Source organism: Zhengella mangrovi (assembly GCF_002727065.1).
Classification (GTDB): Bacteria; Pseudomonadota; Alphaproteobacteria; order Rhizobiales; family Rhizobiaceae; genus Zhengella; species Zhengella mangrovi.
In genome coordinates this window covers 548,097-575,053 of the sequence record NZ_PDVP01000001.1, presented here as the reverse complement: position 1 = coordinate 575,053, position 26,957 = coordinate 548,097, and the positions used below count along the sequence as shown (strand labels likewise).

The 26,957-nt window shown below is 66.0% G+C and carries 23 protein-coding genes; 4 read left to right on the top strand and 19 right to left on the bottom strand.

Annotated elements, in window-relative coordinates:
* Positions 1-32: 32 nt before the first annotated feature.
* Complete coding sequence (locus tag CSC94_RS02805; protein ID WP_245408230.1) at positions 33-1,148, top strand: AI-2E family transporter; 1,116 nt, start codon at positions 33-35, stop codon at positions 1,146-1,148.
* 181 nt (positions 1,149-1,329) lie between these two features.
* Here the strand turns inward: CSC94_RS02805 and CSC94_RS02800 are convergent, their stop codons facing one another.
* The 11 genes from CSC94_RS02800 to CSC94_RS02750 form a co-directional block, all read right to left on the bottom strand.
* Entirely contained in the window at positions 1,330-2,490 is a 1,161-nt protein-coding gene (locus tag CSC94_RS02800; RefSeq protein ID WP_099303486.1) for an acyl-CoA dehydrogenase family protein, read from the bottom strand.
* Positions 2,491-2,596: 106 nt separating this feature from the next.
* The gene (locus CSC94_RS02795) at positions 2,597-3,271 is read right to left on the bottom strand and encodes a class II aldolase/adducin family protein (protein WP_205853210.1); all 675 of its coding nucleotides are present in this window, start codon (positions 3,269-3,271) and stop codon (positions 2,597-2,599) included.
* A gap of 66 nt (positions 3,272-3,337) precedes the next feature.
* Positions 3,338-4,390, bottom strand: a complete 1,053-nt coding sequence (locus CSC94_RS02790; protein ID WP_099303484.1) for a 2-dehydropantoate 2-reductase N-terminal domain-containing protein — start codon at positions 4,388-4,390, stop codon at positions 3,338-3,340.
* Positions 4,387-5,925, bottom strand: coding sequence for a xylulokinase (locus tag CSC94_RS02785; protein ID WP_099303482.1), 1,539 nt, complete (start codon positions 5,923-5,925; stop codon positions 4,387-4,389). Before CSC94_RS02785 ends, CSC94_RS02790 begins: the two co-directional genes overlap by 4 nt.
* Entirely contained in the window at positions 5,922-6,746 is an 825-nt protein-coding gene (locus tag CSC94_RS02780; protein ID WP_099303480.1) for an HAD-IIB family hydrolase, read from the bottom strand. Before CSC94_RS02780 ends, CSC94_RS02785 begins: the two co-directional genes overlap by 4 nt.
* 3 nt (positions 6,747-6,749) lie before the next feature.
* The gene (locus tag CSC94_RS02775; RefSeq protein WP_099303478.1) at positions 6,750-8,087 is read right to left on the bottom strand and encodes an iron-containing alcohol dehydrogenase; all 1,338 of its coding nucleotides are present in this window, start codon (positions 8,085-8,087) and stop codon (positions 6,750-6,752) included.
* 14 nt (positions 8,088-8,101) lie between these two features.
* A complete protein-coding gene (locus CSC94_RS02770) occupies positions 8,102-9,172 on the bottom strand; it encodes an ABC transporter ATP-binding protein (protein ID WP_099303476.1) in 1,071 nt (356 codons plus the stop codon).
* Between the two features lie 10 nt (positions 9,173-9,182).
* Positions 9,183-9,908, bottom strand: a complete 726-nt coding sequence (locus CSC94_RS02765; protein ID WP_099303474.1) for an SDR family oxidoreductase — start codon at positions 9,906-9,908, stop codon at positions 9,183-9,185.
* Positions 9,909-9,997: 89 nt separating this feature from the next.
* Positions 9,998-11,488, bottom strand: a complete 1,491-nt coding sequence (locus tag CSC94_RS02760; RefSeq protein WP_099303472.1) for an ABC transporter substrate-binding protein — start codon at positions 11,486-11,488, stop codon at positions 9,998-10,000.
* A 31-nt stretch (positions 11,489-11,519) separates the two neighbouring features.
* Positions 11,520-12,404: a carbohydrate ABC transporter permease gene (locus CSC94_RS02755; protein WP_099303470.1), complete on the bottom strand. Its 885-nt coding sequence runs from the start codon at positions 12,402-12,404 to the stop codon at positions 11,520-11,522.
* Entirely contained in the window at positions 12,404-13,279 is an 876-nt protein-coding gene (locus tag CSC94_RS02750) for a carbohydrate ABC transporter permease (RefSeq protein ID WP_245408229.1), read from the bottom strand. Before CSC94_RS02750 ends, CSC94_RS02755 begins: the two co-directional genes overlap by 1 nt.
* 176 nt (positions 13,280-13,455) lie before the next feature.
* Between CSC94_RS02750 and CSC94_RS02745 the strand changes: the two genes are divergently transcribed.
* Together CSC94_RS02745 and glpD are read left to right on the top strand one after the other, a co-directional pair.
* Positions 13,456-14,439, top strand: a complete 984-nt coding sequence (locus CSC94_RS02745; protein ID WP_165784296.1) for a sugar-binding transcriptional regulator — start codon at positions 13,456-13,458, stop codon at positions 14,437-14,439.
* A 32-nt stretch (positions 14,440-14,471) separates the two neighbouring features.
* A complete protein-coding gene (gene glpD, locus CSC94_RS02740; RefSeq protein ID WP_099303466.1) occupies positions 14,472-16,055 on the top strand; it encodes a glycerol-3-phosphate dehydrogenase in 1,584 nt (527 codons plus the stop codon).
* Positions 16,056-16,095: 40 nt separating this feature from the next.
* Here the strand turns inward: glpD and CSC94_RS02735 are convergent, their stop codons facing one another.
* Positions 16,096-17,073 (bottom strand): hypothetical protein, encoded by a 978-nt coding sequence (locus CSC94_RS02735; RefSeq protein ID WP_099303464.1) that lies wholly within the window; start codon positions 17,071-17,073, stop codon positions 16,096-16,098.
* 167 nt (positions 17,074-17,240) lie between these two features.
* Between CSC94_RS02735 and CSC94_RS02730 the strand changes: the two genes are divergently transcribed.
* Positions 17,241-19,211 carry a hypothetical protein gene (locus CSC94_RS02730; RefSeq protein ID WP_133122810.1) on the top strand — a complete coding sequence of 657 codons (1,971 nt, stop codon included), beginning with the start codon at positions 17,241-17,243 and terminating at the stop codon, positions 19,209-19,211.
* A gap of 24 nt (positions 19,212-19,235) precedes the next feature.
* On the opposite strand, the gene CSC94_RS02725 is transcribed toward CSC94_RS02730, so the two are convergent.
* From CSC94_RS02725 to CSC94_RS02695, 7 genes are read right to left on the bottom strand one after another with little or no spacing between them, the layout of a single operon-like run.
* Positions 19,236-19,640: a RidA family protein gene (locus CSC94_RS02725; RefSeq protein ID WP_099303460.1), complete on the bottom strand. Its 405-nt coding sequence runs from the start codon at positions 19,638-19,640 to the stop codon at positions 19,236-19,238.
* A gap of 27 nt (positions 19,641-19,667) precedes the next feature.
* The gene (locus CSC94_RS02720; protein ID WP_099303458.1) at positions 19,668-21,299 is read right to left on the bottom strand and encodes an AMP-binding protein; all 1,632 of its coding nucleotides are present in this window, start codon (positions 21,297-21,299) and stop codon (positions 19,668-19,670) included.
* Position 21,300: 1 nt separating this feature from the next.
* Complete coding sequence (locus CSC94_RS02715; protein WP_099303456.1) at positions 21,301-22,467, bottom strand: acyl-CoA dehydrogenase family protein; 1,167 nt, start codon at positions 22,465-22,467, stop codon at positions 21,301-21,303.
* Positions 22,467-23,270 carry an enoyl-CoA hydratase family protein gene (locus tag CSC94_RS02710; RefSeq protein WP_099303454.1) on the bottom strand — a complete coding sequence of 268 codons (804 nt, stop codon included), beginning with the start codon at positions 23,268-23,270 and terminating at the stop codon, positions 22,467-22,469. The genes CSC94_RS02715 and CSC94_RS02710 overlap by 1 nt, the downstream gene beginning before the upstream one ends.
* On the bottom strand, positions 23,270-23,761 hold the full coding sequence (locus CSC94_RS02705) for a MarR family winged helix-turn-helix transcriptional regulator (protein ID WP_425356501.1): 492 nt from the start codon (positions 23,759-23,761) through the stop codon (positions 23,270-23,272). Before CSC94_RS02705 ends, CSC94_RS02710 begins: the two co-directional genes overlap by 1 nt.
* A 35-nt stretch (positions 23,762-23,796) precedes the next feature.
* Entirely contained in the window at positions 23,797-24,516 is a 720-nt protein-coding gene (locus CSC94_RS02700; RefSeq protein ID WP_099303450.1) for an SDR family NAD(P)-dependent oxidoreductase, read from the bottom strand.
* Entirely contained in the window at positions 24,513-26,810 is a 2,298-nt protein-coding gene (locus CSC94_RS02695; protein ID WP_099303448.1) for a bifunctional salicylyl-CoA 5-hydroxylase/oxidoreductase, read from the bottom strand. Before CSC94_RS02695 ends, CSC94_RS02700 begins: the two co-directional genes overlap by 4 nt.
* Between the last annotated feature and the right edge of the window lie 147 nt (positions 26,811-26,957).

Below are 26,957 nucleotides of genomic sequence, written 5' to 3'. Positions count from 1 at the left end.
GGCGTTTGCCCAGTTGTCCAAGGGGAACGCCCATGCGCCATTTCATGCCCACCCAGACGAGGAAGGCTGCCTCGACCAAGGGATCGTTCGACAAGTTCCTGATGCTGGCCGCGCAAGTCGCGGCCATTCTTGTGGGACTGTTTGCCTTTACCGTGATGCTTGACCATGGCCAGGTGCTGATCGCGCCGGTGACACTGGCTCTCGTCGTCGGCCTGATGTTCGGCCCGCTGGCCGACCGCATCGAACGGGCGGGGGTTCCGGCGCCGGTTTCAGCAGCAGCCGTCGTGCTTGCCTTCCTGGCGCTGATCTCGGCCGTCCTGGCGACCATCGTCATACCGCTGTCGGCATGGACGGAAAAGATACCCGTTATCTGGGTCCGCGCGCAGGCCATTCTCGCCGACTGGAAAGACCTGCTGACCACGCTCGACAGCATGAGCGACAGCATGCGCAACGCTCTCGGCCAGAGCGGCCAGGCTGCCTCGGTCAAGGTCGAGGGAAGCTCGACGGCGGAAAGCGTCGCCTGGCTCGCCCCGACGCTCGGCATGCAGATCATCCTGTTCCTGGCCAGCCTCTATTTCTTCATGGCCACCCGCCACCAGCTGCGCTTCTCGGTCCTCGGCCTGTGCTTCGACCGCCGGCTGCGCTGGCGCATCGCCCATGTCTTCCGGGACGTGGAGTCGCTCGTGTCGCATTACCTGATGTCGATCACCGCCATCAACATGGCGCTGGGGGCTTTCGTCAGCGTCGCCATGGCCCTGCTCGGCGTACCCTCTCCGCTCCTTTGGGGCGTGCTGGCCGGCCTGCTGAACTACGCGATCTACGTCGGACCCGCGATCATGGCGGTCATCCTGCTGGGCGTTGGGCTCGCCACGGCCTCGACACCGACGGGCTATCTCGCGCCGATGGCGGTCTATCTCGCTCTCAACATGATCGAAGCGCAAATCGTCACGCCGCACGTGCTCGGCCGCACCCTGACGCTGAACCCGTTCATCGTGCTGCTGGCCATCGCCTTCTGGATCTGGGTGTGGGGTCCGGTGGGCGGTTTCGTGGCCGTTCCGCTGCTGCTGATGGCGACGGCGGCCGTGCGTCACGTCTCGCCGCAGAACCACCGCCGCTATGCCATCGAGGCCAACGCCGAAAAAAATTGAATCCTTGAGGAACCTTTAATCCGGCGGGGCATTACCCCTGCGTGAACGGCTCCCGATAGCCCTCCCCGCACCGCAGCCGGTCACTTCGTCCGCTTTTCCTGCCCCCCCGAAAGCGGACCAAAGAGGGAAGCGCCTCCTGCCCGCGGCGCTTCCCTCTTCTACTTTCCAGCCCCCAAAATCGTCAGAAAGACCGCGGCAGGTCGAGGATGTGCTCGGCCACGTAGGAGAGGATCAGGTTGGTCGAGATCGGCGCCACCTGGTAAAGCCGCGTTTCGCGGAACTTGCGTTCCACGTCATACTCGGCGGCAAAGCCGAACCCGCCGTGGAATTGCAGGCAGGCATTGGCGGCTTCCCACGATGCATCGGCTGCCAGGAGCTTGGCCATGTTGGCTTGGGCTCCGCAGTCCTCGCCGGCGTCGAAGCGGCGGCAGGCATCGAAGCGCATCAGGTTGGCCGCCTCGACGTTGACGAAGGCCCGTGCGATTGGAAACTGCACACCCTGATTCTGCCCGATCGGCCGGTCGAACACCACGCGCTCGCGGGCATAGGCCGTGACCTTGTCGATGAACCAGTAGCCGTCGCCGATGCATTCGGCGGCAATCAGCGTGCGTTCCGCGTTGAGGCCGTCGAGGATGTAGCGGAAACCGCGCCCCTCCTCGCCGACCAGGTTCTCGGCGGGGATTTCCAGGTTGTCGAAGAACAGTTCGTTGGTCTCGTGGTTGACCATGTTTCGGATCGGCTTGACCTCGAGGCCGTTGCCGATAGCCTCGCGCAGGTCGACGATGAAGACCGACAGGCCATCCGATTTCCGCTTCACTTCGGCCAGCGGCGTGGTCCGCGCCAGCAGGATCATCAGGTCGGAATGCTGGATGCGCGAGATCCAGACCTTCTGGCCGTTGACGACGTAGCGATCGCCCTTGCGGACCGCGGTCGTCTTGAGCTTCGTCGTGTCCGTCCCGGTCGTCGGCTCGGTGACGCCCATGGACTGCAGGCGCAGTTCGCCGCTGGCGATGCCGGGAAGGTAACGGGCCTTCTGCGCGTCCGACCCGTGACGCAGCAGCGTTCCCATGTTGTACATCTGCCCATGGCAGTGGCCGGCATTGCCGCCGGCCCGGTTGATCTCCTCCATCACGATGGTCGCTTCGGTGAGACCCAGTCCGGAGCCGCCGTATTCCTCCGGGATCATGGCCGCCAGCCAGCCGGCACGGGTCAGGGCATCGATGAATTCGACCGGGTAGGTGGCGTTCTGGTCGTGAGCGCGGTGGTATTCCGGCTTGAACTCGGCGCAGAGATCGCGGAGCGCCTCGCGCAGCTCTAGATGATTGTCGGATTGGGTCTTCATGTCTCTTCCACTGGAGATTCCGGCCCGCGATGGAACGCGGGCCCTTCAAGCGCGGGACAATGACCGCGCTTTCCCCGGTTGTCGAGACCGAACCGGCCCGCCGGCCTCAGTGCTTCGCCGGCTTGTCCTGCAGGCCGTAGCTGGAGAAGCCGGCCATGGTCTCGGCAATCTGCTCGTCGGACAGGATCACCGGCCCGCCGATCTGCAGCGCCTGCCAGTACAGCCGGGCCAGCATCTCCAGTTCCACCGCCAGCCACATGGCCTTTTCCAGCGACGGACCGACGGCGATCATGCCGTGGTTGGCGAGCAGGCAGCCGTTGCGGCCTTCCAGCGCCTTCACTGCCTCTTCCGACAGTTCCTTGGTGCCGTAGCGGGCATAGCCGGAACAGCGGATCGTCGGCCCGCCGAAGGCGGCGATCATGTAGTGGCCGGCCGGGATTTCCTTGCGTGCCAGCGCCAGCGTCGTGCAATAGGGCGCGTGGGTGTGAACGATGGCGTTCACGTCGGGCCGTGCGCGCATGATGTCGAGGTGGAAGCGCCACTCGGTCGACGGCTTCAACGGTCCGTCCCAGCTGCCATAGTCGCGCTCCAGCGGCATGGCGGCGATCGTCTGCGGCGTCAGGTCCTCGTACGGCGTGGCGCTCGGCGTGATCAGCATGTGGTCGTCGCGGCGCACCGAGATGTTGCCCGCGGTGCCGTGGTTCAGCCCGCTGCCGTTCATCTTCAGGCAATGGTCGATGATCGACTGGCGGATGGCGATGTCGTCTGCGCTGTGTGTCATGGTTTCCTGTCTTCTCAACTCGTCATGGCCTGCCGGGCCGGCAGGACTTCGGTGCCGCGGGGCGGCTCAATTCAGATGGTAAGCGGCAAGATCCACCTGCAGGGGGCTGTCCTGCGTGACCGCGGCCACGATGGCGTTGGCAAGCGGCACGCGGGACGCCGGCAGCCCGCCGCTGCCTGCCAGTGCGCCCAGCGGCGCCTTCAGGGAAGCGGCGACCAGCGTGCCTTCCACGGTCTCGCCCTTCAGAGGTCCGGCCATGGCAGCGCGATAGCTCAACCCCTCGCCGAGAAGCTTGCCGAGCCGGCTGTTGCGCCCGGCCTGCGTTGTGACGTGGAGGTCGCCCAGGCCGGCCAGGCCGAAGGCGGTCGCCGGATCGCCGCCGGAGACGGCAACGATCCGGGACAGTTCGGTCACGGCCTGGTTGAACAGGCTGGCGGTCTCGTTGTTGAGGCCTGCGTCGTTGACCGCCGGATCGCCGGCCAGCCGGCCGGACGGCACCGAAACGCCGATGGCGTAGAAATTCTTCAACGCTGCACAGATCTCCAGCCCGGTCAGGTCGTCCGTGTGGGCCAGGTGATAGTAACCGGTCGACATTGCTGCTGCCCAGCCGGCGGCAAGCGCCTTGTCGTCGAAGCCGATGATGGCGGAGGTCTGGCGCCGCGCGGCGAGTTCGCCGGCGATGCAGGGTCCGCCAACGGCACCGACCGGGCCATGGGCAACTCCGCGGGCTGCCAGTTCGCGACGGACGAGGTCGGGCAGGATTTCCACCCGGTCGGCGGTCTCGGCAATCCCCTTCGTGAGCAGGATGACCGGCGCCGTTCCGCGCATGCTTTCGGCCAGCCGGTCGATTGCCCAGCCGATGCCCGGCGTGGACACGCCGACGACGACGAGATCGGCCGGCCTTTCCAGCGCGGCAGCGAGTTCGCTGTCCTGGAGCGGCGTGACGGTCTGGCCGATGCGGGCCCTGAGGCGCGGGTGAACGCGGCTCTCCTGCATGGCGGCGACGAGATCGCGGTCGAGATGCGTGCCGACCAGATCGACCGTCATGCCGTTGTCGGAGAGCGGCGTGGCGAATGCCGTTCCCATCACGCCCGCACCGATGATGACGACCCGGGTCATGTGCGATCTCCCACGAAGCGGTCCAGGCCCGCGTAGACGGGCTTCAGGCGCTCGTAGAGGCCTTCGTAGACCGCATAGAGTTCATCGTAGCGTGCCCTGGCCCCCGGATCAGGATCGGAGACGGCGACGATCCTGCCGGTCATCGCCGACGCAGCCTCCCTGAAGCCGGGGTACCAGCCTGCTGCCACCGCCCCGCAAACAGCCGCGCCAAGAGACGATGCCTCAACGGTCTCCGAGCGCTGAACGCTCTTTCCTGTCACATCGGCAAAGATCTGCCGCCAGATATCGGAGGCCGCTCCGCCGCCAATGGCGACATACCGCTCCACGGTCTGGCCGAGCGCCGCCTCGGCGGCCGACGCCGACAGGCGCAGTTCCAGCGCAAGGCCCTCCATAAGCGCCCGGAACATGTGGGCACGGGAATGGGCGCCGGACAGGCCGATGAAGGCGCCGCGCGCGGCCGAATCCCAGTAGGGCGACATGACGCCCTGCCAGTAGGGCATCATGACGAGACCGTGCGAGCCGATCGGGATGTCCGCGCTTTCGCGCTGCAGCCGAGACAGGATTTCACCGGCGGTGCCGGCTTCGCCGGCGCAGAGCGTGTCAAGGAACCAGTTGACGGTGAAGGTTCCTGCCCGCACGCAGGCCTCGTAGTAATAGCCCTCGCCGCTCGGACCGCCCATCGTCCGCCAGGCCGGGGAATTCAGGAAAGCCGCGCCGTGGATGCCGGAAACCAGCGCGGTGCCGATGTTCAGGTAGGCCGTGTCGGGGGTCAGCGCGGCGCAGCCGAGCCCGGCCAGCTGGCCGTCGCCGCCACCGGCGACCACCGGCGTGCCTTCCGGCAGCCCGGTCTCTGCCGCGACGGCCCTGCCAACCGTACCCAGCACCGTTCCAGGCCGCTCGGCTTCGGGAAGACGGCTCGCATCGATGCCTGCAGCGGCCATGATCTCGGGCGACCAGCGCTTGGCTTCCTGGTCGAACAGGCCGAGCGGATCGGCACTGGCCCAGCTCGTCGCCCAGCGACCGGTGAGGCGGAACGTCAGGTAGCCGTGCACGTCGGAGAAGATATCGGCCTTCGCGTGCAGGTCCGGTTCGTTGCGCATCATCCAGTAGATGCGGTTGACGGCGGGGATCACGTCGACCGGCTTGCCGGAAATGCGATGGATGACCGGCGTGCCGTCAGGGTCGGTGCCGAGCATGCCGGCCAGTTCATCGACGATCGGGCGGGCGCGGTCATCGAGCCAGACCATGGCCGGGCGGACGGCCGTCCCGTCGCGGCGGAAGACGCCGAGCGTCTCGCGCTGGTTGCTCACGGCCACGGCCCTGATGCGCGACGGATCGATCGCCGCGGTCAGCTGCGACAGGGCCGTACGCGTGGAGGACCACCATTCCTCCGGATCCTGCTCGTAGTAGTTCGGCTTCGGGCTCGACAGCTGGATATCGGCGCGGCCTTCGGCCACGGGCCTGCCATCCTCCGTCCAGGCTATGGCCTTGGTGGCCGTGGTCGAGGAATCGATGCCGACAACAAGATCGCTCATGTGCCCTGTCCTCTGGCCAACGCGCCGCGCCGCGCGGCTAGGATATAATCGGCGATCTCGCGGAAGCCGGCGCCGCCCTTGTGCGATGCCACCCACTTGGGCGGCGTGGAAATCTGCGCCTCGAAATCACGCACGTTGGCCACGCCGCAGGAATTGTCGAAAAAGCCGAACATCGGCTGGTCGTTGGGACTGTCGCCGACGAAAGCGACCACGCTGTTCCTAGCGTCGATGTCCAGGCCCAGGATATCCGTCGCGAAGGTGCGCGACATGGTCAGCTTGTCATAGTCGCCGAACCAGCCGTTGACGTGAATGGAGGAGACCTTGGCGACGGCGCCTTCCTCCTCGAAGATGGCCTTGATACGCGCGACATCTGCCGGGGCCAGCGGCTCGACATCCTCGCAGAAATCGATGGCGAGATCGGCGAGGCGGAAGGGCTGGTCAGCGGAGATGGCCGCGCCCGGCACCTCGCGGGCGACACGGTCGCGGATGCGATCGAAACGCGCCGGATCGGCGAGGTGCGCCTCGACGGCCGGGTGGGCCTTGCGGATCATCTTCCGGGCGGCATGGTCATAGGCGTAGTAGAAGGCGCCGTTCTCGCCGACGACCCCGGCGACCGGCCAGAAGCGGGCCACCATGTCACACCAGCCGGCCGGGCGGCCGGTGATGGGTGCAACGGCAATGCCGGCCTCGTGGAGATCCTCCAGCGCCTGGTAGGCGGCAGCGTGGAGCCGCCCCTCGGTGGTGATCGTGTCGTCGATATCGGTGAACAGGACCCGGATCCCGGCGGCGACGTCATCCGGCATGTCGGCGATCGGCCGCATGGCTCAGACCTCCTTCATCGCCATTTCGCCGAGGATGCCGCTGTCGCAGGCGATGTCGGCGAAGGAAAAGCGGTCGCGCATCTCGTGGGCGTGGGTGACGGCCTCGCGGTAGAAATCGACCGCCACGCCGAGCGACTGGGCGGAGGTGGGGCCGCCGGCATCGGCCAGGTACTTGCGCAGCGTTTCCGGCGCGACGGCCATGTCCAGGCATTCCGCGCGCAGTTCGGGCCAGATCTGCTCCATGCGCCGGTTGAAGGCCTCCGCGCCGGCCTCGTCGAAGGCTTTCCGGCGGTAGAGCTCCTCGCATTGCCGCGCCACTTCGGGTCCCATTCGCCGTGCCATGTCGTCGGGGTCGATCCGCGTCGCCCGGACCGCGGGCGGCGTTTCGCTCTGAAGGAACCGGTGCTGGATGCGCGCCATGGTCAGCGTTGCCACGCCGACCTGCTGGCCATGCACGGAACCGGGGTGGCGGTCTCCGGCGAAACAGTCGATGTAGTGGGAGATCTGGTGCTCGCCCATGGAGCCGTGGTTGGAGACGCCGGTGAAACTGACGCCAAGGCCACAGAGGGTGAGAACCCGGAACAGGGTGCCGACGGCCTCGATATCGCCCCTGGCAATGCCGGGCGCCTGCTCCATGAGGGTGATCTCGTCGGGGATTTCCAGCAGGTAGGGCACGTGGTGATAGGCCGTGCCCAGCATGCGATGCGACATCCACCAGTCGATCTGGGCGACGGAGCGGCACAAGCAGTCGCCGAAACCGGCGGCGTTGAGCCAGGCCGGCGCCTCGGCGCAGGTTTCAAGATCGACGAAGAAGCCGGCGGGCGCCTGCGCGGGCAGCGAAACCTTCAGGCCGCTGTCCAGCGTGATGGAAGCGGTGGTCGAGGTGTAGCCGTTCATCGAGCCGGCGGTGGCGAAGACGCAATAGCGGGTGCCGTTCTGAAGCGTGGCGAACTTAGTGAGGTCGTTGATCGTGCCGGACCCGACCGCCACGGCCGAGGCAAAGGGCTTCAGCCGCTCGACGAGGTCGCGCACGGTCGCCATGTCGGCATGGGGATGGTCGAGAACGATCTCGGTAACCTCGCCCAGCGGCCTGAGCGCGCGGGCGATGCGCTCGCCCATGGCCCTGTGCGTGTTCTGGTCGGACACGACCGCGAAGGGCGGCTTGAACCCGAGCGCGGCGACGAGATCGGCTTCGCGGCCCTTCAGGCTCTCGGCGAAGACGATGCTGTCGTAGGGCGGCGCAGGGTAGCGCTTTCCGTTGAGCGGGTTGATCCACTGGCCATCGCAGATCTCGTCGATCAGGGCGGTCCAGTTTTTCGGTGTGCCGGCGGCGGTGGTCATACGTTCCTGCCCGGTCAGACTGAGATGCGCTCGCCGCTTGCCTCGTCGAAGACATGCAGCTTTTCAGGGTCGATGGCGAAGGACATGCGTTCGCCGCCATGGCGATAGGCCGACCGGGGCGCGACGGCAACGAATTCCGTGCCCTCCACATCGAGGTGGAACTGGACGTCGGCGCCGGTCTTCTCGGCGATCTGCAGCGTGCCGGTGATGGCGCCATCGGGATCCAGCGTGACGTCGTTGGGGCGGATGCCGCAGGCCACCGCCTTGCCGGCATGGGCGGCATAGGCCTGGGGCAGGTCCAGCACGAGGTGGCGGGCACGGAAGCGGACCGCCCCCTCCTCGGCCTCGATCCGGCCGTCGAGCAGGTTGATCTGCGGCGAGCCGATGAACTCGGCGACGAACCGGCTGTTGGGCCGGTCGTAAAGATCGTCGGGCGAGCCTTCCTGGATGATCTTGCCACCCTTCATCAGCACGATCTTGTCGGCCATGGTCATGGCCTCGATCTGGTCGTGGGTGACGTAGATGGTGGTGGCGCCGAGCCGGTCATGGAGCTGGCGGATCTCGACGCGCATGTGGGCGCGCAGCTTGGCGTCGAGGTTGGACAGCGGTTCGTCGAACAGGAAGACCTTGGCGTCGCGCACCATGGCACGGCCCATGGCGACGCGCTGGCGCTGGCCACCGGAGAGCTCGGCCGGCTTGCGGTCCAGGTATTCGGTCAGGTTGAGCACCCGGGCGGCTTCCTCGACCTTCCGGGCGATTTCCGCCTTGGACTTCTTCGCGACCTCAAGGCTGAAGCCGATGTTGTCGCGCACCTTCATCGTCGGGTAGAGCGCGTAGTTCTGGAAAACCATGGCGATGTCCCGGTCACGCGGGTGCATGTCGTTGACGACGCGCCCGTCGATGACGACCTCGCCCGCGGTGACGGTTTCCAGGCCGGCTGTCATGCGCAGCAGGGTCGTCTTGCCGCAGCCCGAGGCGCCGAGCAGCACCACGAACGCGCCATCCTCGATCTCGAGCGACAGGTCCTTGAGCACCTCGACGGAGCCAAAGGATTTTCCGACTTTCCGGTATTCGACGGTGGCCATGCAAAGCGCCTCAAAATTTCTGACGCGTCGGCGTCAGGCAGATTTCCTGGACGAGCGCTTCCTGGGGAAGCTGATAGGCGTTCAGGATCAGGTCGGCAACGATGTCCGGGCCGATGCCTCCACCCATGCGAACCTTGTTTTCCTTGTATTCGCGCAGCGTCTTCTCATCGAGAACACCGGAGAGCACCTCCGTCTCGATGACGCCGGGCGACACGACGAGGACGCGGACATTGTAATCCGACAGGTATTCGCGCAGCGATTCCGACACCGCGTGAACGAAGAACTTGGTGCCGCAGTAGACGGTATGGTCGGGATAGACCTTGCGTCCGGCAATCGAACTCATCATCACCAGCGTGCCGTGCTTGCGCTCCATCATGGAATTCATGACGGCGTGGACCGTGTTCATCACACCCTTGGTGTTGATGTCGATCATCTCGTCCCATTCTTCCGGCGGCTGGCGGCCGATATCGGCCAGGCGGGCGAGGCCGGCGTTGGCGAACATCATGTCGACGGGGCCGTACTCGGATTCCGCCCTGGCGACGGCCTCCGCGATCTGCGCCCGGTCGCGCACGTCGACCTCGGCGATAACGGCATTCGGCAGGTTCATGGCCTGCATGCGGTCGACGCGCCGCGCCATCATCAGGACCGGGTGACCGGCTGCAGAGAAGGCCCGCGCCGTTGCTTCACCGATACCGGAGCTCGCGCCCGTGATTGCGACAAGAGGTTTGTCGGCCATGATCGATCATCCACTCGCTGTTTTCTTGTTGCCGCTGGTACGGGGCGGCGGCCAAACCGCCGCCCCGCGCGTTGCTGTCCGGACGGACGTCAGCCCTGGACGATCTTGTCGACCGCCTGGCCGATGTCGTCCATGGCTTCCTTGGCAGAGCCGTACTCGCCGGCGAAATACTTGCCGAGGCGAACCGGGATCGTGTCGTTGGACAGTTCGGCCCACTGCGGCAGGTCCGGCTCGGAACCCATGTCCTTGGCAATGGTCTCACGCACGACGTCGAGGTGACGCGTGGTGCCCGCGCCGACACGGCGGTTGGCGATAATGCGCGGATCGTCGTAGACGCTTTCGCGCGTCGGACCCGTGCCGCCGCCCAGCGCCGTGATCAGCACCTGGGTGTCGTAGCAGGTCGCCCACTGCATGAAGACCCATGCCGCGTCCGGGTTCTTGGAGTTGCGCGACACGGCGAGCGAGGAACCGCCCTGGTGGCCAACGCCCGGGATTTCGCCGTAACCGGTCTCGTTGACCGTGCGCAGGGCATGCTTGGGCTTGGGGCAGCGCGCGGCTTCCATGAGGCCCGAGACCTTGGTGGCGCTCGGGTCGTCGAAATAGGGGAAGAACTCGCCCCAGCTCATCATGGACGCGGCGACGCCCTGGGCCACGGACTGGCCTTCGCCGTCCCAGGTCCAGCCGGTCACGCCGGGCGGCATGGTCTTGAACAGGCGCTGCCAGTAGTCCATCGCCTCGAGGCCACGCTCGTCGTTGCCGGAGAACTTGCCGTCGGAATTGAAGATCGAGCCGCCATGACCCCACAGCCAGGCCGTCCAGTCGCATTCCAGCGAATAGTGGCCGGACTTCATCTGGCCGGTGGCGCCGTACATGTTCGGCCCCATCTCCTCGGTGATCGCCTTGGCCTGCTCGTAGTATTCCTCGAGCGTCTCGGGCGCCTTGAAGCCCATCTTGTCGTAAATGTCCTTGCGGTACTGCATGATGAAGATCGGGATGTCGTAAGGCACGCCGACCCAGCGATCCTCATACTTGCAGATGCCGTCGACGAGCGCGGGCAGGAAGTCGTCGATGTTGTAGTTCGGCATGGCCAGGTCCGGCTTGTCGGCGATCTGCTCGCGCGGATCGAAGACGTCGCGGCTGACGGAAGCAGCCCAGGACTGGTCGATGTAGTAGAGATCGTAGGTGCCGAGCTGCGAGGCGATGTCGAGGGTCAGCTTCTGGAGCACCTGCTCCAGCGGCAGGACCTCGATCTCCACCTTCATGCCGGAGGCTTCCTCGAAGTACTTCTTCAGCTGGCTGTTGATGGCGTTGGACGGCGGCGTGGATTCCGTGGCCAGGCGCAGCGTGGTGCCCGCGAAGGGCTTGGAGACTTCGCGAACCCAGTCAAGGACGTCCTTGGACGGGGTCAGGTCCTCGCCGGCCGCGAGTACGCGGTTCGGACGGACGACGCCGGAGCCGAGCGCGGCGGCGCCGAGGCCGAGCATGCCGGCGTTGCGCAGGAATGAGCGCCGGCTGATCCGTCCCTTGACGAAGTCGTCCACCAGCTTGGCGCGATAGAGTTTCCGGTCACTGTCGTTCATGGTTTTCCTCCCTTTGAACATGCCAGATTGGTCACTGTTTCACCGACCCGAGCGTCAGCCCCCGCACGAGGTGCTTCTGCACGAGAAGGATGAAGATGAAGGCCGGGATCATGGCCGCGGCACCCAGCGCCGCCATGTTGCCCCAGGCGGTACCGGTCGAGGTGACGAAGGTGGACGAGACGACGGGAACCGTCTTCAGCCCGGTCTGCGTCAGCGTCAGGACGAACAGGAATTCGGTCCACGAGAAGATGAAGCACAGGACGGCCGTGGCCGCGATGCCGCCCTTGACCATGGGCAGCACGATGCGGCGGAAGATCAGCCAGCGCGAGGCGCCGTCGACCATGGCGCTTTCGTCGATCTCGCGCGGAATGTCATCGAAAAAGCTCTTCATCAGCAGAACCGCCAGCGGCAGGTTCATCAGCGCGTGAATGAGGATCACGCCGGTGTAGGTGTCGAGGAGCTTCAGGTCCTTGTAGATAAAGAAAACCGGGATCGCGACGGCGACCGGCGGCATCATGCGGGTGGACAGGACCCAGGAGACGAAGTGATGGCGGCCGCGGAAGTTCATGCGGCTCAGCGCGTAGGAGGCGAGCGTGGCGATGGTCACCGCCAGGAAGGTGGAAAGGACCGCGATGACGATGGAATCCCACAGCCGCGGACCCATGCGCCAGTTGCCGCCGCCGGGCAGGACTTCCCGCTGCTCGCCGAAGCCGAAGCCCAGCGAGATGCCGAAGACCTCCTCGAAATTCTTCAGCGTCGGCGTGAAGGAGAAGACCTTGGGCGGCCAGTTGAAAATCTCGTTGCCATCCTTGAAGGCCACGGTCAGCCAGTAATAGAGCGGGAAGGCGAAAAGCGCGACGACCGCCCAGCCGGCAAACGTGCGAAGAAGGCGCGAGGATCTGGAGCGGACAACCATTACCAGCGAACCTTTGCTGCCCAGATGAAGAGGTTCGCGATGACGATGATGACGAAGAGCGCGAACAGCGAGAGCGTGGCGCCGTAGCCCCACTTGATGAAGCTGAAGGTCTGCTGCCAGGAATAGAGCGAAAGCGTGTAGGTGGACGTTCCCGGGCCGCCGCTCGTCATCACGAAGACGTAGTCGAACATGCGGAAGATATCGATGCCGCGGATCAGCACGGCGACGGCGATGACCTTGCTCATCAGCGGCAAAGTGATGCGGCGGAAGGTCATCCAGGCCGACGCGCCGTCGAGCATGGCCGCCTCGTAGGGCTCCGGCGGCAGCGAGCGCAGGCCGGCGAGGAAGATCAGGACCATGAACGGCGTCCATTGCCAGACATCGGCCAGCATGACGCCCCACAGGGCCGTCGAGGCGGTGGCGAGGATCGGGGTCGACTTGTCGAGGATGCCGAACAGCGAGAGGACATAGGTCAGGACGCCGAACTCGGGATCCTCGATCAGCAGGTACATCATGCCGACGATGGCCGGCGGGACGACCAGGGTCAGCGTCAGGACCGAACGCAGCAGGCCGAAGCCGAACTCGTCCTCGTCCAGCAGCATGGCGATCGCCATGCCCAGCACCAGTTCGATCGACAGGACGACGACGAAATAGAACATGGTGATGCCGAAAGACTCCCACATGCGGGAGTCCCCGAACATGGCCTTCCAGTTTTCCATGCCGACGTAGACGAGCTGGCGCTTGAACGGCGCGTACTCATGGAAGCTGAGCCAGATGTTGTAGAACAGCGGCACGATCGTGAATGCGACCAGCATGAGGATCAGCGGCAACATCCACACCAGGGGTCGATCAGCCGACAGAACGCCGAGCTTCACTGGCTCCTCCCATCATCCAGTTTCTGCTTTTTTCAATTTGTTGCACTCTTCCTACATTTGTGCAACAAATTTTTCAGAGACGAACAAATGTGCAATTCGCTCCCGCCTCCTTCAAGCGGGCAAGACATGACCAGCCGTTCATGGCACAAGGAGGCCACCAGAGAGGGGTCGGGGACATGAACACGCCTTGGAACAGAAGCGCGTTGCGCACCAGTGCCGCCAGCGAAACCATCGCGCGGGTGGCGCATCTCTATTACATTCTCGGCCTGACGCAGAACGAGATCGCCAAGCAGCTCAACATCACGCGGTTCAAGGTGCATCGCATGCTCGCGCAGGCGCGCGAACAGGGCATGGTGCGCATAGCCATCGACGTTCCCTTCGCCGAACGGCTCGACCTGGAAAGCCAGCTGGTACGCCGCTTCGGCCTCGACGCCGCCTTCGTCTGCCCGTCGGACACCAGCGAAGACGTGTCGCTATCCGACGTCATCGGCCATTACGCGGGGTCGATGATCTCGGCGCTGCTGGAGAGCGGCATGACGGTGGCCACGTCCTGGGGATCGACCCTGCGGGCGCTGGCCATGGCCATCGAGCCCAATGCAGCCGATCACCTGTCCGTCGTGTCGATGATCGGTACGCTGGCGACTCGGACCACGCAGGACAAGTACGAGGCTGCCGCGGTGCTGGCCGAGCGCCTGGGGGCGGAGTGCTTCTTCATCCCGGCGCCGATCCTATGCGACACGGAGGAAGCAACCATCGCGATCAATTCGCAGCAGGCCGCGCAGGACGCCATGGAGCGTGCCAGGTCCGCGGACCTCGCGCTGCTGAGCATCGGCGGGCTGGGCATGAGCAGCCTTCGCGAGGCGTCCATGCTGAGCGACGCCGACTACCAGCTGGCGCGCGACGCCGGCGCGATCGGCAATTTCATCGGCCGCTTCATCGGCGCCGACGGCATGCCGCTCGACCACCCGCTCAACGCCCGCTGCGTCGGAATCGGGCCGGAAGGCATCATCGACGTGCCGCGCCGTGTGCTGGCGGCGGGCGGGAAGCAGAAGGTGGAGGCGATGCGGGCGATCCTCGACCGCGGCTTCGCCACCATCCTCGTGACCGACGAACAGACGGCCGGCGCCCTGCTGAAACCCTCCGCCGCGCGCGCGGCATAGCCCAATAGCCAAGAGGTCGGACTGACAGAACCATGACCAGCGAGCAGAAGCGTATCTACGACCTCTTCATCGTCGGCGGCGGGATCAACGGGTGCGGAATTGCACGCGATGCCCAGGGACGCGGCTACTCGGTGGCCCTCGCCGAACGCGACGATCTTGCCTCGGCAACCTCCTCGGCATCCACCAAGCTTTTCCACGGCGGCTTGCGCTACCTCGAATATTTCGAGTTCCGGCTCGTGCGCGAGGCGCTAGTCGAACGCGAGGTCCTGCTGACGAACATGCCGCACATCTCGTGGCCGATGCGGTTCGTCCTGCCGCTTCATTCGGCGATGCGCTTCGAGAGCACGACGCCGACGTCGCGCCTGCTGACCGCCATCATGCCCTGGATGAAAGGACGCCGCCCGGCCTGGCTGATCCGTCTCGGCCTGTTTCTCTACGACCATCTCGGCGGACGCAGGATCCTGCCGGGCACGCGCCGTATCGACCTCGACAAGGACCCCGCCGGACTACCTCTCGATTCGCGCTTCACCCGGGCGTTCGAATATTCCGACTGCTGGGTGGAGGATTCCCGCCTGGTGGTGCTGAATGCACGGGATGCGGCGGCACGCGGCGCGTCCATCATGACCCGCAGCACGGTCGTCTCGGCAGAACCGGAAGACGGCCTGTGGCGCGTCACGGTCGATACGCCGGAGGGCCGCCGGAGCATGCGTGCGCGGATGCTCGTCAACGCGGCCGGTCCGTGGGTGGAAGACGTCGCCCGCGGGCGGCTTCACCTGAACCTGACGGAAAAGGTGCGCCTGGTGCGCGGCAGCCACATCGTCACGCGCAAGCTTTACGATCATGACCGCGCCTATTTCTTCCAGGGTACGGACGGGCGGATCATCTTCGCCATTCCCTACGAGGAAGACTTCACCCTGATCGGCACCACGGACGCGGAACACGACGGCGCGGCCGTGAAACCGGTCTGCTCGGACTCCGAGGCCGATTACCTCTGCGCCTTCGCGTCGCGCTATTTCCGCCAGCCGGTGACGCGCGCCGATATCCTCTGGTCCTATTCCGGCGTGCGTCCGCTTTACGATGACGGCGCCAGTTCCGCGACCGCGGCAACGCGGGACTACGTCCTGAAGAGCGACCGGCTGAACGGCACGCCCTATCTCAATGTCTTCGGCGGCAAGATCACGACCTACCGCAAGCTCGCCGAAAGCGCGCTGGAGAAGATCGACCAGGGGCTGAGCCGCGCCACCCGGCCATGGACCCATGCCGCGCCACTCGCCGGCGGCGACTTCGCGGTCGCGGAGCGGGGCGCGCTGGTGGCGGAGCTCGAAGCCATGCTGCCCTTCATGGATGCGCAGACGGTGCGCCGGCTGTTCCGCCAGTACGGCACCCAGTGCCAGGCCGTTTTCGGCGGCGCGGCGTCGTGGGCGGACCTTGGTGGCGAGATCGCGCCCGGTGTGAGCGCACGGGAACTGGACTGGGCCGCGGAGAACGAATGGGTCCGGACAGCGCAGGATTTCGTCTGGCGGCGCTCGAAGCTGGGGCTGCGGCTGTCAGCGGCGGACGTGGCCGCGATCGACCGCCACCTGGCATCGCGCACGGTCGCGCTCGAAAGCGCCTGACGACGAAAATGCGGTGCGCCCTCCGGCGGACCGGCCCCGCCTATTGCAGCAACGGCAGGTTCGCGCAGATGATCTCGCCGGTCGCCGCATCGAGCGCCAGATAGCCGTCGATGACGCCGTTGTTGAAATTGTCCTTGTTGTCGGTGACCACGACGACATGGAACTCCCAGGTCGGCTTCCTGACATCCTCGCAGACACCGGCAGGGCCTTCGGGATGGAAGGCCTGCTCCCTGATGTTGCCGGCCACCTCGCCTTCCGTCTGGCCGTAGGGATCGCCGATCAGGATGGCGACCGCCTTGGCGAAGGCGTCCGTACGGGACATGAACCCCGACCCTTCGGCGGGCTGCCCCATGCCGGTTGTCCCTGGCGCGTCTCCGGCCTGCGTCATCTTCTGGTAGGTCAGCACGACGAAGCCACGGTCGCCGGCCGCCTTGTTGGTCGCCCATGTTGCCGGATCGGAATCGACGATCTCGTATTTTCCGGGGGGCAGCAGCGCGCCCGGTTCGACGAGCCAGTAGGCATCGCGGACATTGCCCTGCCCGGGCAGGCCGGTCGCCGGCCAGGGGCCGAAAACCTTGCCATCCGCATTCCTGAGCGCGATGGTTCCGGGCTTGCGCCCACGGCCATTGTTCCAGTGATAGGTCCGGATGGAGTGGACGAGGAGGGGGTCGTTCGAGTTGATCGTCACGGCCTTTGTCGGTCCGTTGCGCACTGCGCCGGCATTGTCGATCGCCGCCGTCTGGACGTCGCCGACGGGCGCGTAGTCCGGCGCCGCTGCGTCCTTTGCCGGGGTTTGCGGTGCACCGGGCGGCGGGGCGGGAGCCGGAACGGCCGCGGCCGGGGGCGGCGCTTTCGGCGTCAGGTCGCCGGTGTCGATGTCCTTGAACGGGTCGTATTTCTGCACCAGCCCTTCGACCAGCGCGAGGCGAACAGGCGTATCGGCGCCAGCGGAACCCGTCGCCACGACGGCGAGGCACAGGGCACAGGCTGCGGCGCAAACAGGATTTGCGATGGTCATGATCCTCGACTTCACCCGGAACGATCTCCAGCACGAACCTTGGCCGATCGCCGGGAAAGCACATTGATGTCCGTCAACGGCACCGGCGCGGCGCGATGTTAATCCTTGTCCCCGCCGGCCTGTCTGACAGGCGGCAAGGGCGAGGGGTGACGGTGATGACGATCCGCGTGAGAAGGCAATCACATGCTGCTGCCAGGCCGAGCCTGGCGGGCGGTCTTCTTGCCATCGCGCTTGCCATGGCGGCACCCGGCCCGGCCCAGGCAGCAACAGCGAGCATCAGCCCGCTGCCCGTCACCGCAGCCGGCCTTGCCGACAGGGCGCTGGACGTGCTGAGCGGCGCTTCGCGGAACCGGGAAGACCGGGAGCGCATCCTGTCGATCCTCGCGGAACGGCGCGTGATCGCCTATGACGACCGCGGAATCCTGCGGATCATCGACCGGCCCGCGCTCGACACCTATTTCGAAGCGCTGAAGAGGCAGGGAGCGCTCAGGACCCTGGCCGAGTGTGCCGACGAGAGCCACACGGAAGCCTTCAAGAAATGCAATTCCGGGACCTTCTGGCGCAGCTTCTTCGATGAAAAGAATCACATGGCCAGGGATGATCCGCGGATCGATCCCTTCAGCAATCCCAGGAAGGGCCTGTCCTCGGCCATGCACAAGGCGTTGCTGGGCGACTACGATTCCGCGCAGACCTATGGCGTGACGGCCGGTGAACTCGGGAAACGCGGGATCGACGTCCTTAACGCCGAGGCCCGCAAGGCGCTGGCGGCCGGCGCCGACGCGATGATCCAGTCGTTGAACGCGATGACGGGTGGAACATCGGGGCAGGCCGTGGCCTGGATGGAAGCGGCAGCCGAAATCGCCGACAAGGCCTCGAAGGACCCGGCGGGGGCGGCGAAGACCTACCTCGAATCCCGCGTCCATGCCGAGCTGCAGGCCCAGTTCGAGGACAAGCTCAAGGCGGCGATGGGCGAGAAGACCTACAAGTCCATGATGGACAAGTACAAGGATTACGGCAGCAAGCAGCAGCGCTTCGAGGCCATGATGCGCGACCTCTACACCAAGACCGGCGACAGCCGCTACAAGGCGGTCGCCGAGCTGGCGAAGAAGGCTTCGCCCCAGGCGATCGCGGCCACGCTGGCCGAGAAGACGAAAGCCTCCATGGCCGGCAAGAAGGCAGATGCCAAGGGCGAGACGTCGACAGACGGAAAGGCGGCGGACGAAGCCGGGGCCGAAACAGGGACCGACGAGGACGTGGAGGACGACCGCAACGTCCGTGAAGCGGCGATCATCCTCGATCAGCTGGAAAAGGTGACCGGCGGGCAGCATCCGCAATCGACCGAATGGGAACTGCGGTTCGCCAACCTGGTTCGCCAGAAGCTGCAGGACGACGGCGTTCTGGACCCGCACGACGACCAGCACCTGGCAGCCTTCGCGCGGCTGCTTGCCCTTGCCGTCCGGCATGGCCAGGATTCCGGGATCTACCAGAAGGCTCTCGACGATCTCGTCAAGCTGCGCCGCGACGTGATCACGCAGGCGGAAGACGCGGCCTGCCAACCGGGCACCGATACGGAACGGCTGGCCGCCCAACTCGGCGAGCAAGGCTTTCTGCTCCTCAAGCAGGGCAACCGGGCAGACGCGGTGCGCTACCTGCAACAGAGTTTCGACCTGTGCCAGTCGGTGGAAGTCGCGCAGGCCCTGAAAGCCCTTCGCGAGGTAATCCTCGTCCTCAAGGGCAGCCTGGTCTGGAACCAGTCCGGCCGGACGCGGAACTGGACCGGGTCGATTACACTGAACATCGCCAACGGCCGCGTCTCCGGCTCGCTGTCCGTGCCAAGCGAGGTCGAATCCCGCGATGCCGAGATCACCGGGGAAATCGACGAGAAGGGCAGCATCACCGCGCGCATCAAGGGGGTTTCCAAGCCCCTTCCGGCCCGGAACACCTCGTCAGGGGGCGACGAATGGATGGGCACTGTCTCCTCGCTCATGATCAAGATCGTTGCCGATTTCCCCTTCGAGGGAACGCTGAGCGGCACCGCGTCGGCGGACGGCGGGAGCGGATCGTTCCAGGCGCATTCGACCGACAGCCGAAAAGAGAGCCCGGTGACGATTTCCGGGACGTGGACGGTACACCGCTAACCGTGTTCGTTGAACGGGCCGGGATCAGCCTGTTCCGGAGCCGATTTCGGCCGTGGCCTCGATCTCGACCAGGGCTTCGTCCTCGATCAGGCCGGCGACGACCAGCACCGACATGGCGGGGAAATGACGGCCCATGACACGCCGGTAGGATTCGCCGATTTCCTTCTGGCGGGCGACATATTCGCCCTTGTCGGTGATGAACCAGGTCAGCCGGACGATATCGCCGACCGAGCCACCCGCGGCCTCGACGATGGCGGCGATGTTCCGCAGCGTCTGTTCGAACTGGCCGACGAAATCCCGGGTCTCGAAGACCTGCTCCGCGTTCCAGCCGATCTGGCCGCCGGTGTAGAGGCGCTTTCCATCGACGAGCACGCCGTTCGCATAGCCTTTCGGGCGGGCCCAGCCCGGCGGATTGATCTGGCTCATCATGACGGCTTTCCCCCTGCGCAATGCATGTCAGTTGTCCCCGCGCAGCCGGAAGCGCTGGATCTTTCCGGTCTGCGTCTTGGGCAAGGCGCCGGTGAAGACGACCGAACGCGGATACTTGTAGGGCGCGATTTCCGCCTTGACGTGGTCCTGCAGCGCCTTGACCGTTTCCGGGCCGGCAGCCGCGCCTTCGACGAGAACGACGTGGGCCTCGACGATCTGGCCACGGTCGCTGTCCGGCGCGCCGATGACCGCGCATTCCAGCACGTCCGGGTGCGACAGGAGGGCCGCCTCGACCTCTGGACCGGCGATGTTGTAGCCGGCGGAAATGATCATGTCGTCGCTGCGCGCGGCGAAGTGGAAATAGCCGTCCTCATCCTGCACGAAGGAATCGCCGGTCAGGTTCCAGCCATCGCGGACGTAATCTGCCTGGCGGGCATCGGCAAGATAGCGGCAGCCGGTCGGACCACGGACGGCCAGGCGGCCGATCGTGCCGCGCGGCACCTCGTTCATGTCCCCGTCGACGATCTTCGCCTCGTATCCGGCCACCGGCCTCCCGGTGCAGGCCGGCCGGGAATCGCCGAAGCGGTTGGAGATGAAGATATGCAGCATCTCGGTGGAGCCGATGCCGTCGAGCATCGGCTTGCCGGTCTTCTGCATCCACTGCTCGTAGACAGGCGCCGGAAGGGTTTCACCGGCCGACACGGCCGCGCGCAACGACGACAGGTCCGCGCCTTCCTCCATGACCGCGAGCATGGCGCGGTAGGCCGTCGGCGCCGTGAAGCAGACGGTCGCCTTGTAGGTCTGGATGATCTCGACCATGTTTGGCGGCGTTGCCTGCTCCAGAAGGGTCGCCGTGGCCCCGAAGCGCAGGGGAAACACCGCCAGTCCGCCGAGGCCGAAGGTGAAGGCCAGTGGCGGGGAACCGACGAAGACATCGTCGGGTGTCACGCCGAGAACCTCGCGCGCATAGCCGTCGGCGATGATCATCAGGTCGCGATGAAAATGCATCGTCGCCTTCGGGTCGCCGGTGGTGCCGGACGTGAAGCCGAGCAACGCGACATCGTCGCGCCCGGTCCGGACGCACTCGAAGCGAACCGGCTTGGACAGCGCCGCCCGGTCCAGTTCGGCGTCATGGTTGGCTGTGCCGTCAAAGCCGATGACGCGCTTCAGGTAGCGGCTGGTCTTGGCGCAGGCGACGAGATCGTCCATCAGCCGCGTGTCGCACAGCGCCAGCGCAACCTCGGCCTTGTCGACGATCTTCGCCAGTTCGCCGGCCCGCAGCATGGGCATGGTGTTGACGACGACCGCGCCGGCCTTCGTGGCGGCCAGCCAGGCGGCGACCATGGCCGGATTGTTGGCCGAGCGGATCAGCACCCGGTTGCCGGGCTCCAGCCCGTAATCCTCGACAAGCACATGGGCGATGCGGTTGGTCCAGTCAGCCAGTTCCTTGTAGGTGCGGATACGCCCGTTGCCGATCAGCGCGACATGATCGCCGAAGCCCTTCCCGACCATGGCGTCGGTCAGTTCGTGGCCGACGTTGAGCCAGTCGGGATAGGCGAATTCATCGAGCAGGAAATCGGGCCAGAGGTCCGGCGCCGGCAGGTTGTCGCGGGCGAAACTGTCGGTGTGGCCGCTCGGGCCGAGGGTGTGTGAAGGCATGTTATCCTCCCGCTTCCGCGGCCATGGCCTGGCGCGCGATGATGACCTTCTGGACGTCCGATGCCCCCTCGTAGATGCGCAGCGCCCGGATCTCGCGATAGAGCCGCTCGGTGATGCCGCCCTTGCGCACACCGTCGCCGCCGTGGAGTTGCACCGCCCGGTCGATCACGTCCTGGGCCCGGTCGGTGGCGAACAGCTTCGCCATGGCCGCCTCGCGGCTGACGCGCCTGGCACCGCTGTCCTTGGCCCAGGCCGCGCGGTAGACGAGAAGCGCGGCGGCATCGATGTCGAGCGCCATGCCGGCGACGTGGCCCTGCACCATCTGGAGGTCGACGAGCGGCGCCCCGAACAGTTCCCGCTTCGCCACGCGGACGATGGTCTCGTCCAGCGCGCGGCGGGCAAAACCGAGCGCGGCTGCCGCGACGGTGGAGCGGAAGACATCGAGCACGGACATGGCAATGCGAAAGCCTTCACCGGGTGCGCCGATCATGGCCGCCGCGGGAACGCGGCACTCCTCGAAGGCAAGACGGGCAAGCGGATGCGGCGCAACGACCTCGATGCGCTCGGCGACGGTGAGGCCCGGCGTATCGGCCGGCACGATGAAGGCCGAGAGCCCTTTTGCGCCGGGCGCTTCCCCGGTTCGGGCAAAGACCGTGTAGACGTCGGCAATCCCGCCGTTGGAGATCCACGTCTTCTCGCCGTTCAGAATGTACTCGCTGCCGTCACGGCGTGCCGTCATGGCCAGGTTGGCAACATCGGAACCGGAAGCCGGCTCGCTGAGCGCGAAAGCGGAAACCGCGTTGCCGGACCGCGTGAGCGGCAACCAGTCCCGCTTCTGGCGGTCGGTGCCGAAGAGCGAGATGGCGCCCGTGCCCAGGCCCTGCATGGCGAAGGCGAAATCGGCGAGGCCGTCGTGGCGCGCCAGGGTCTCGCGCATCAGGCAGAGGCTGCGCACGTCCAGACCTGACTGCGGATCCTCCGGGTCGATGGCCGTCAGCTTCAGCCAGCCATCGCGGCCAAGCGCGGCGACGAGCCGGCGGCAGGCGGCGTCGGTGTCACCATGGTCGACGGACTGCAGGTTTGCGGCTGACCAGGCGTCGATGGCCGCGGCCAGATCGCGATGCTTCTGGTCGAGAAACGGCCATTCGAGGAAGCTGCGGTCGCTCATCAGTTGCCCTCGAAAACCGGTTTCGTCTTGCTGGCGAAAGCGTCGTAGGCGCGGCGGAAATCCTGCGTCTGCATGCAGAGGGCCTGGGCCTGGGCTTCGGCCTCGATGGCCTGGTCCAGGCTCATGGTCCATTCCTGGGCCAGCATGGTCTTGGTCATCATGTTGGCGAAGGTGGGGCCTTCGGCGATGCGCGTGGCCAGCGCCCTGGCCTCGGCCTCCAGGCTGCCGGCCTCGACCAGCCGGCTGAAGAAGCCCCAGCGTTCGCCTTCCTCCGCGCTCATGGCGCGGCCGGTGTAAAGCAGTTCGGCGGCCCGGCTCTGGCCGATGATGCGCGGCAGCATGGCGCAGGCGCCCATGTCGCAGCCGGCCAGGCCGACCCGGTTGAACAGGAAGGCCGTTTTCGCCTGCGGCGTGGCGATGCGGATATCGCTTGCCATGGCAATGATGGCGCCTGCCCCGGCCGCGATGCCGTCGACGGCGGCAATCACCGGCTTGCCACAGGCGAGCATGGCCTTGACGAGGTCGCCGGTCATGCGGGTGAATTCCAGCAAACCCTTCATGTCCTTGTCGAGCAGCGGTCCGATGATCTCGAAGACATCGCCACCGGAGCAGAAATTGCCGCCGTTGGGAGCGATGATCACCGCGGCGATGTCATCGCGGTCGCGCAGCGCACGGAACCAGTCGCGCAACTCGGCGTAGGAATCGAAGGTCAGCGGGTTCTTGCGCTCCGGCCGGTTCAGAGACACGCGCGCGACGGCCCCGTCGATCGTCGCCAGGAAATGCCGTGGACTGTCTTCTGCCATCACCGATCCTTCCCTTCCTTGCCAATGGTCTCCATGTGCGCCGCGGCCTCGGCCGAAATCCGGTCGAGCGTGCGTCCAAGGTCGCGTGCCTCCTCCGCGCCGACCGCCCCGAGCAGACCGTCGACCCAGCCTTCATGGACCGCAGCCAGCATGTCGAAGGTCTCGCGGCCCTTGCCGGTCAGGCGGACCGTCATCGCACGGCGGTCGTTGTCGACAGGGACACGGACGACAAGCCCCTCGCCCACCAGCCGGTCGACGATACCGGTCACATTGCCGTTGGACACCTTGAGTTCCATGGACAGCTCGCTCATCCGAAGCCCGTCACGCGACCGGCTGAGCGCGGCCATCACGTCGAAACGGGGCAGCGTCGTGGCATAGCCGGCGCGGAAGCGCTCGCGCAGGTCCGCCTCCACCAGGCGCGCGGCCTTGAGCAGCTTGAGCCACAGGCGCAGGCGCTCCTTCGATGCGGCCGGGTCCTGGCCGCCCTCCAGAGCCGGGAGGGTATCCGGGTCGTGACCGGTCGCGCTCATGCATCTCCTCCGGAAAGAACGAGGCCATGGCCGTTGACCATGGCGGCCCCCGGCGAGGCAAGGTAGAGCACCGCGTCGGCCACTTCTTCCGGCGCGACGATCCGTCCCGCCGGCGTGTTGCCGAAAACCCGGCGTTCCGCCTCCGCGCGATCGATGCCGAAGCGCTTCATCGCGCCTGCCACGGCCCCCTCGGCCATGGGCGTCTGCACCCAGCCGGGACAGACGGCGTTGCAGGTGATGCCGGATTTCGCCACTTCCAGTGCCAGCGAGCGGACGAGGCCCATGACGCCGTGCTTGGCCGCGCTGTAGGCGGCCACGTTTGCCTCGCCGTGCAGCCCGGAAACAGAGGATATCGCGATCAGGCGGCCGCCGGCCGTCATGCCGGCAAGTGCCTCGCGGAAGGTCAGGAACACACCGGTCAGCGTTACAGCCAGCGTCCGGTTCCAGAGATCCAGGCTGGTGCCGGCGACCTTCGCCGCCTCGCCCATGCCGGCATTGGCGACCACCACGTCGAAAGGCCGGTCGAACAGTGCGCGGACCGATGCCTCGTCGGTGACGTCGGCGGTCCGGCATTCCATCCCGAGGCCACCGTCGGTCTCCTGCAGCGCGTCGAGCCGGCGCCCGGCGATCGTCACCGCATTGCCCGCTTTGGCGAAGGCGCGTGCCGTTGCCCTTCCGATGCCCGAGCCGCCACCGGTGACGAGAACGCGCCTCATGCCCGCAGCTCCATTTCCGCGGCGCGCTCGGCAAGCCGCCAGAGCTGGTCGCGGCCCGGCATATACGGATCGGGCCATTTTTCCTCGCGGTCGCCAAGCTGGCTGGCCGCGTGCAGCGTCCAGTAGGGATCAGCGAGATGCGGACGCGCCAGGCAGACGAGGTCGGCACGCCCGGCCATGAGGATGGAATTGACGTGGTCCGGTTCGTAGATGTTGCCGACGGCCATGGTCGCCATCTGCGCCTCGTTGCGGATCCGGTCGGAAAAGGGCGTCTGGAACATCCGTCCGTAAACCGGCCGGGCACGCGGCGTGGTCTGGCCGGCCGAGACGTCGCAGATGTCGACGCCGGCTTGTTTCAGCATCGCCGCGACCGCCACGGCATCCTGCGGCGTCACGCCATCCTCGCCGACCCAGTCATTGGCCGAAATGCGCACCGAGACCGGCTTGTGAGCCGGCCAGGCTTCGCGAACCGCATGGAAGACTTCCAGCGGCCAGCGCATCCGGTTTTCCAGGCTGCCGCCATAGTCATCGGTTCGCCGGTTGGTCAGCGGCGTGATGAAGGACGACAGCAGATAGCCATGGGCCATGTGCAGTTCGATCATGTCGAAGCCCGCCCGTTCGGCCATCGTGGCCGCGGCAACGAACTGGTCGCGCACCCGGTCCATGTCGGCGCGGGTCATGGCCTTCGGTGTCGCGTTGCGGTCCGACCACGGCACGCCGGAAGGCGAGAGCAGGTCCCAGTTGCCGCTCTTCAGCGGCGCGTCCATTTCCTCCCAGCCGCGCTGCGTCGAGCCCTTGGCACCGGAATGGCCGATCTGCAGGCAGATTTTCGCCCCGGTCTCGGCGTGGACGAAATCGACAATGCGTGTCCACGCGGCCTCGTGTTCGGGCGCATAGGTGCCGGGGCAGCCGGGCGTGATCCGCCCTTCCGGCGAGACGCAGGTCATCTCCGTGAAGACGAGACCGGCGCCGCCCTTGGCCCGTTCGCCGTAATGAACCAGGTGCCAGTCCGTCGGGCAGCCATCGACGGCCTTGTACTGCGCCATGGGCGAGACGACGATCCGGTTCTTCAGTTCCATGTCGCGCAGGCGATAGGGCGCGAACATCGGCCGGCGTACCGGCGTATTGTCGGCAACGCCGGCCCTGTGCTGGAACCAGGCCTCGGCGCTTTCCAGCCAGCCTGGATCACGCAGGCGCAGGTTCTCGTGGCTGATGCGCTGGGACCTCGTCAGCAGGGAATAGTTGAACTGGACCGGATCGAGATCGAGATACCGCTCGACCTCCTCGAACCATTCCAGCGAATTGCGCGCCGCCGACTGGAGCCGCAGGACCTCGAGACGCCGCTCGGCCTGGTAGCGCTCGAAGGCACCCTTGAGCGTCGGCTCGGAATGCAGGTAGCCGGCCAGCGCAATGGCGCTGTCGAAGGCGAGCCTCGTACCGGAGCCGATGGAGAAGTGGCCGGTTGCCGCGGCGTCGCCCATCAGCACCACATTGCCGTGATGCCAGCGCTCGCAGATGACGCGCGGGAAATTCATCCACACGGCGGATCCGCGCAGATGGCTGGCATTGGAGATGAGCGGGTGTCCGCCGAGATGCTTGGCGAACACCTTTTCGCAGACGGCGATGCCCTCTTCCTTCGACATGCCTTCGAAGCCCCAGTTGTCCCAGGTCTCCTGCGAGCATTCGACGATCACCGTCGCCATGTCGGCGTCGAACTGGTAGGCGTGAATCCACATCCAGCCATGCTCGGATTTCTCGAAGATGAAGGTGAATGCGTCGTCGAACTTCTGGCGGGTGCCGAGCCAGATGAACTTGCACAGGCGCATGTCGATGTCGGGGCGAAAGACGTCGGCATATTCGCGCCGCACCGCCGAGTTGATGCCATCGCATGCGACAACGAGATCATAGTCCCGGCGATAGTCTTCCGCCGACCGGAACTCGGTCGAGAACCGCATGTCGACACCGAGCTCGCGGGCGCGCGCCTGCAGGATGGTCAGCAGCTTCATGCGGCCGATGCCGGCAAAGCCGTGGCCGCCCGAGACGGTGCGCACGCCGCGGTGGATGACGGCAATGTCATCCCAGTAGGCGAAGTTCCGCTGGATCTCTTCGGCGCTGTCCGGATCGTTGACGCGCAGCTTTCCCATCGCGTCGTCGGAGAGCACCACGCCCCAGCCGAAGGTGTCGTCGGCGCGGTTGCGCTCGAGAACGACGACTTCGTGTGACGGGTCGCGCAGCTTCATCGAGATGGCGAAGTAGAGGCCGGCGGGACCGCCGCCCAGGCACAACACGCGCATTGCTGTCCTCCCTTTCCGACCGTGACGTGGAAAGCAGGATAACGCGCCGTCGATTTATTTCAAGCTTAAAATATTCATGCTTGAAGCATCAAGTTCATCCGCGCCGACGGGGCTCGCCCATCCCCGGGCCGCGATCAATTGATGGAA

What these genes read in the sequence shown, in the direction of transcription:
- CSC94_RS02790 (WP_099303484.1), bottom strand. Translation starts at nt 4,390, where the DNA reads ATGACCCGGGTCGTCATCATCGGTGCGGGCGTGATGGGAACGGCATTC.
- CSC94_RS02715 (WP_099303456.1), bottom strand. Translation starts at nt 22,467, where the DNA reads ATGAGCGACCGCAGCTTCCTCGAATGGCCGTTTCTCGACCAGAAGCAT.
- CSC94_RS02805 (WP_245408230.1), top strand. Translation starts at nt 33, where the DNA reads ATGCGCCATTTCATGCCCACCCAGACGAGGAAGGCTGCCTCGACCAAG.
- CSC94_RS02775 (WP_099303478.1), bottom strand. Translation starts at nt 8,087, where the DNA reads ATGACCACCGCCGCCGGCACACCGAAAAACTGGACCGCCCTGATCGAC.
- CSC94_RS02770 (WP_099303476.1), bottom strand. Translation starts at nt 9,172, where the DNA reads ATGGCCACCGTCGAATACCGGAAAGTCGGAAAATCCTTTGGCTCCGTC.
- CSC94_RS02795 (WP_205853210.1), bottom strand. Translation starts at nt 3,271, where the DNA reads ATGACACACAGCGCAGACGACATCGCCATCCGCCAGTCGATCATCGAC.
- CSC94_RS02755 (WP_099303470.1), bottom strand. Translation starts at nt 12,404, where the DNA reads ATGGTTGTCCGCTCCAGATCCTCGCGCCTTCTTCGCACGTTTGCCGGC.
- CSC94_RS02800 (WP_099303486.1), bottom strand. Translation starts at nt 2,490, where the DNA reads ATGAAGACCCAATCCGACAATCATCTAGAGCTGCGCGAGGCGCTCCGC.
- glpD (WP_099303466.1), top strand. Translation starts at nt 14,472, where the DNA reads ATGACCAGCGAGCAGAAGCGTATCTACGACCTCTTCATCGTCGGCGGC.
- CSC94_RS02700 (WP_099303450.1), bottom strand. Translation starts at nt 24,516, where the DNA reads ATGAGGCGCGTTCTCGTCACCGGTGGCGGCTCGGGCATCGGAAGGGCA.
- CSC94_RS02780 (WP_099303480.1), bottom strand. Translation starts at nt 6,746, where the DNA reads ATGCGGCCGATCGCCGACATGCCGGATGACGTCGCCGCCGGGATCCGG.
- CSC94_RS02720 (WP_099303458.1), bottom strand. Translation starts at nt 21,299, where the DNA reads ATGCCTTCACACACCCTCGGCCCGAGCGGCCACACCGACAGTTTCGCC.
- CSC94_RS02710 (WP_099303454.1), bottom strand. Translation starts at nt 23,270, where the DNA reads ATGGCAGAAGACAGTCCACGGCATTTCCTGGCGACGATCGACGGGGCC.
- CSC94_RS02735 (WP_099303464.1), bottom strand. Translation starts at nt 17,073, where the DNA reads ATGACCATCGCAAATCCTGTTTGCGCCGCAGCCTGTGCCCTGTGCCTC.
- CSC94_RS02745 (WP_165784296.1), top strand. Translation starts at nt 13,456, where the DNA reads ATGAACACGCCTTGGAACAGAAGCGCGTTGCGCACCAGTGCCGCCAGC.
- CSC94_RS02725 (WP_099303460.1), bottom strand. Translation starts at nt 19,640, where the DNA reads ATGATGAGCCAGATCAATCCGCCGGGCTGGGCCCGCCCGAAAGGCTAT.
- CSC94_RS02760 (WP_099303472.1), bottom strand. Translation starts at nt 11,488, where the DNA reads ATGAACGACAGTGACCGGAAACTCTATCGCGCCAAGCTGGTGGACGAC.
- CSC94_RS02765 (WP_099303474.1), bottom strand. Translation starts at nt 9,908, where the DNA reads ATGGCCGACAAACCTCTTGTCGCAATCACGGGCGCGAGCTCCGGTATC.
- CSC94_RS02695 (WP_099303448.1), bottom strand. Translation starts at nt 26,810, where the DNA reads ATGCGCGTGTTGTGCCTGGGCGGCGGTCCCGCCGGCCTCTACTTCGCC.
- CSC94_RS02785 (WP_099303482.1), bottom strand. Translation starts at nt 5,925, where the DNA reads ATGAGCGATCTTGTTGTCGGCATCGATTCCTCGACCACGGCCACCAAG.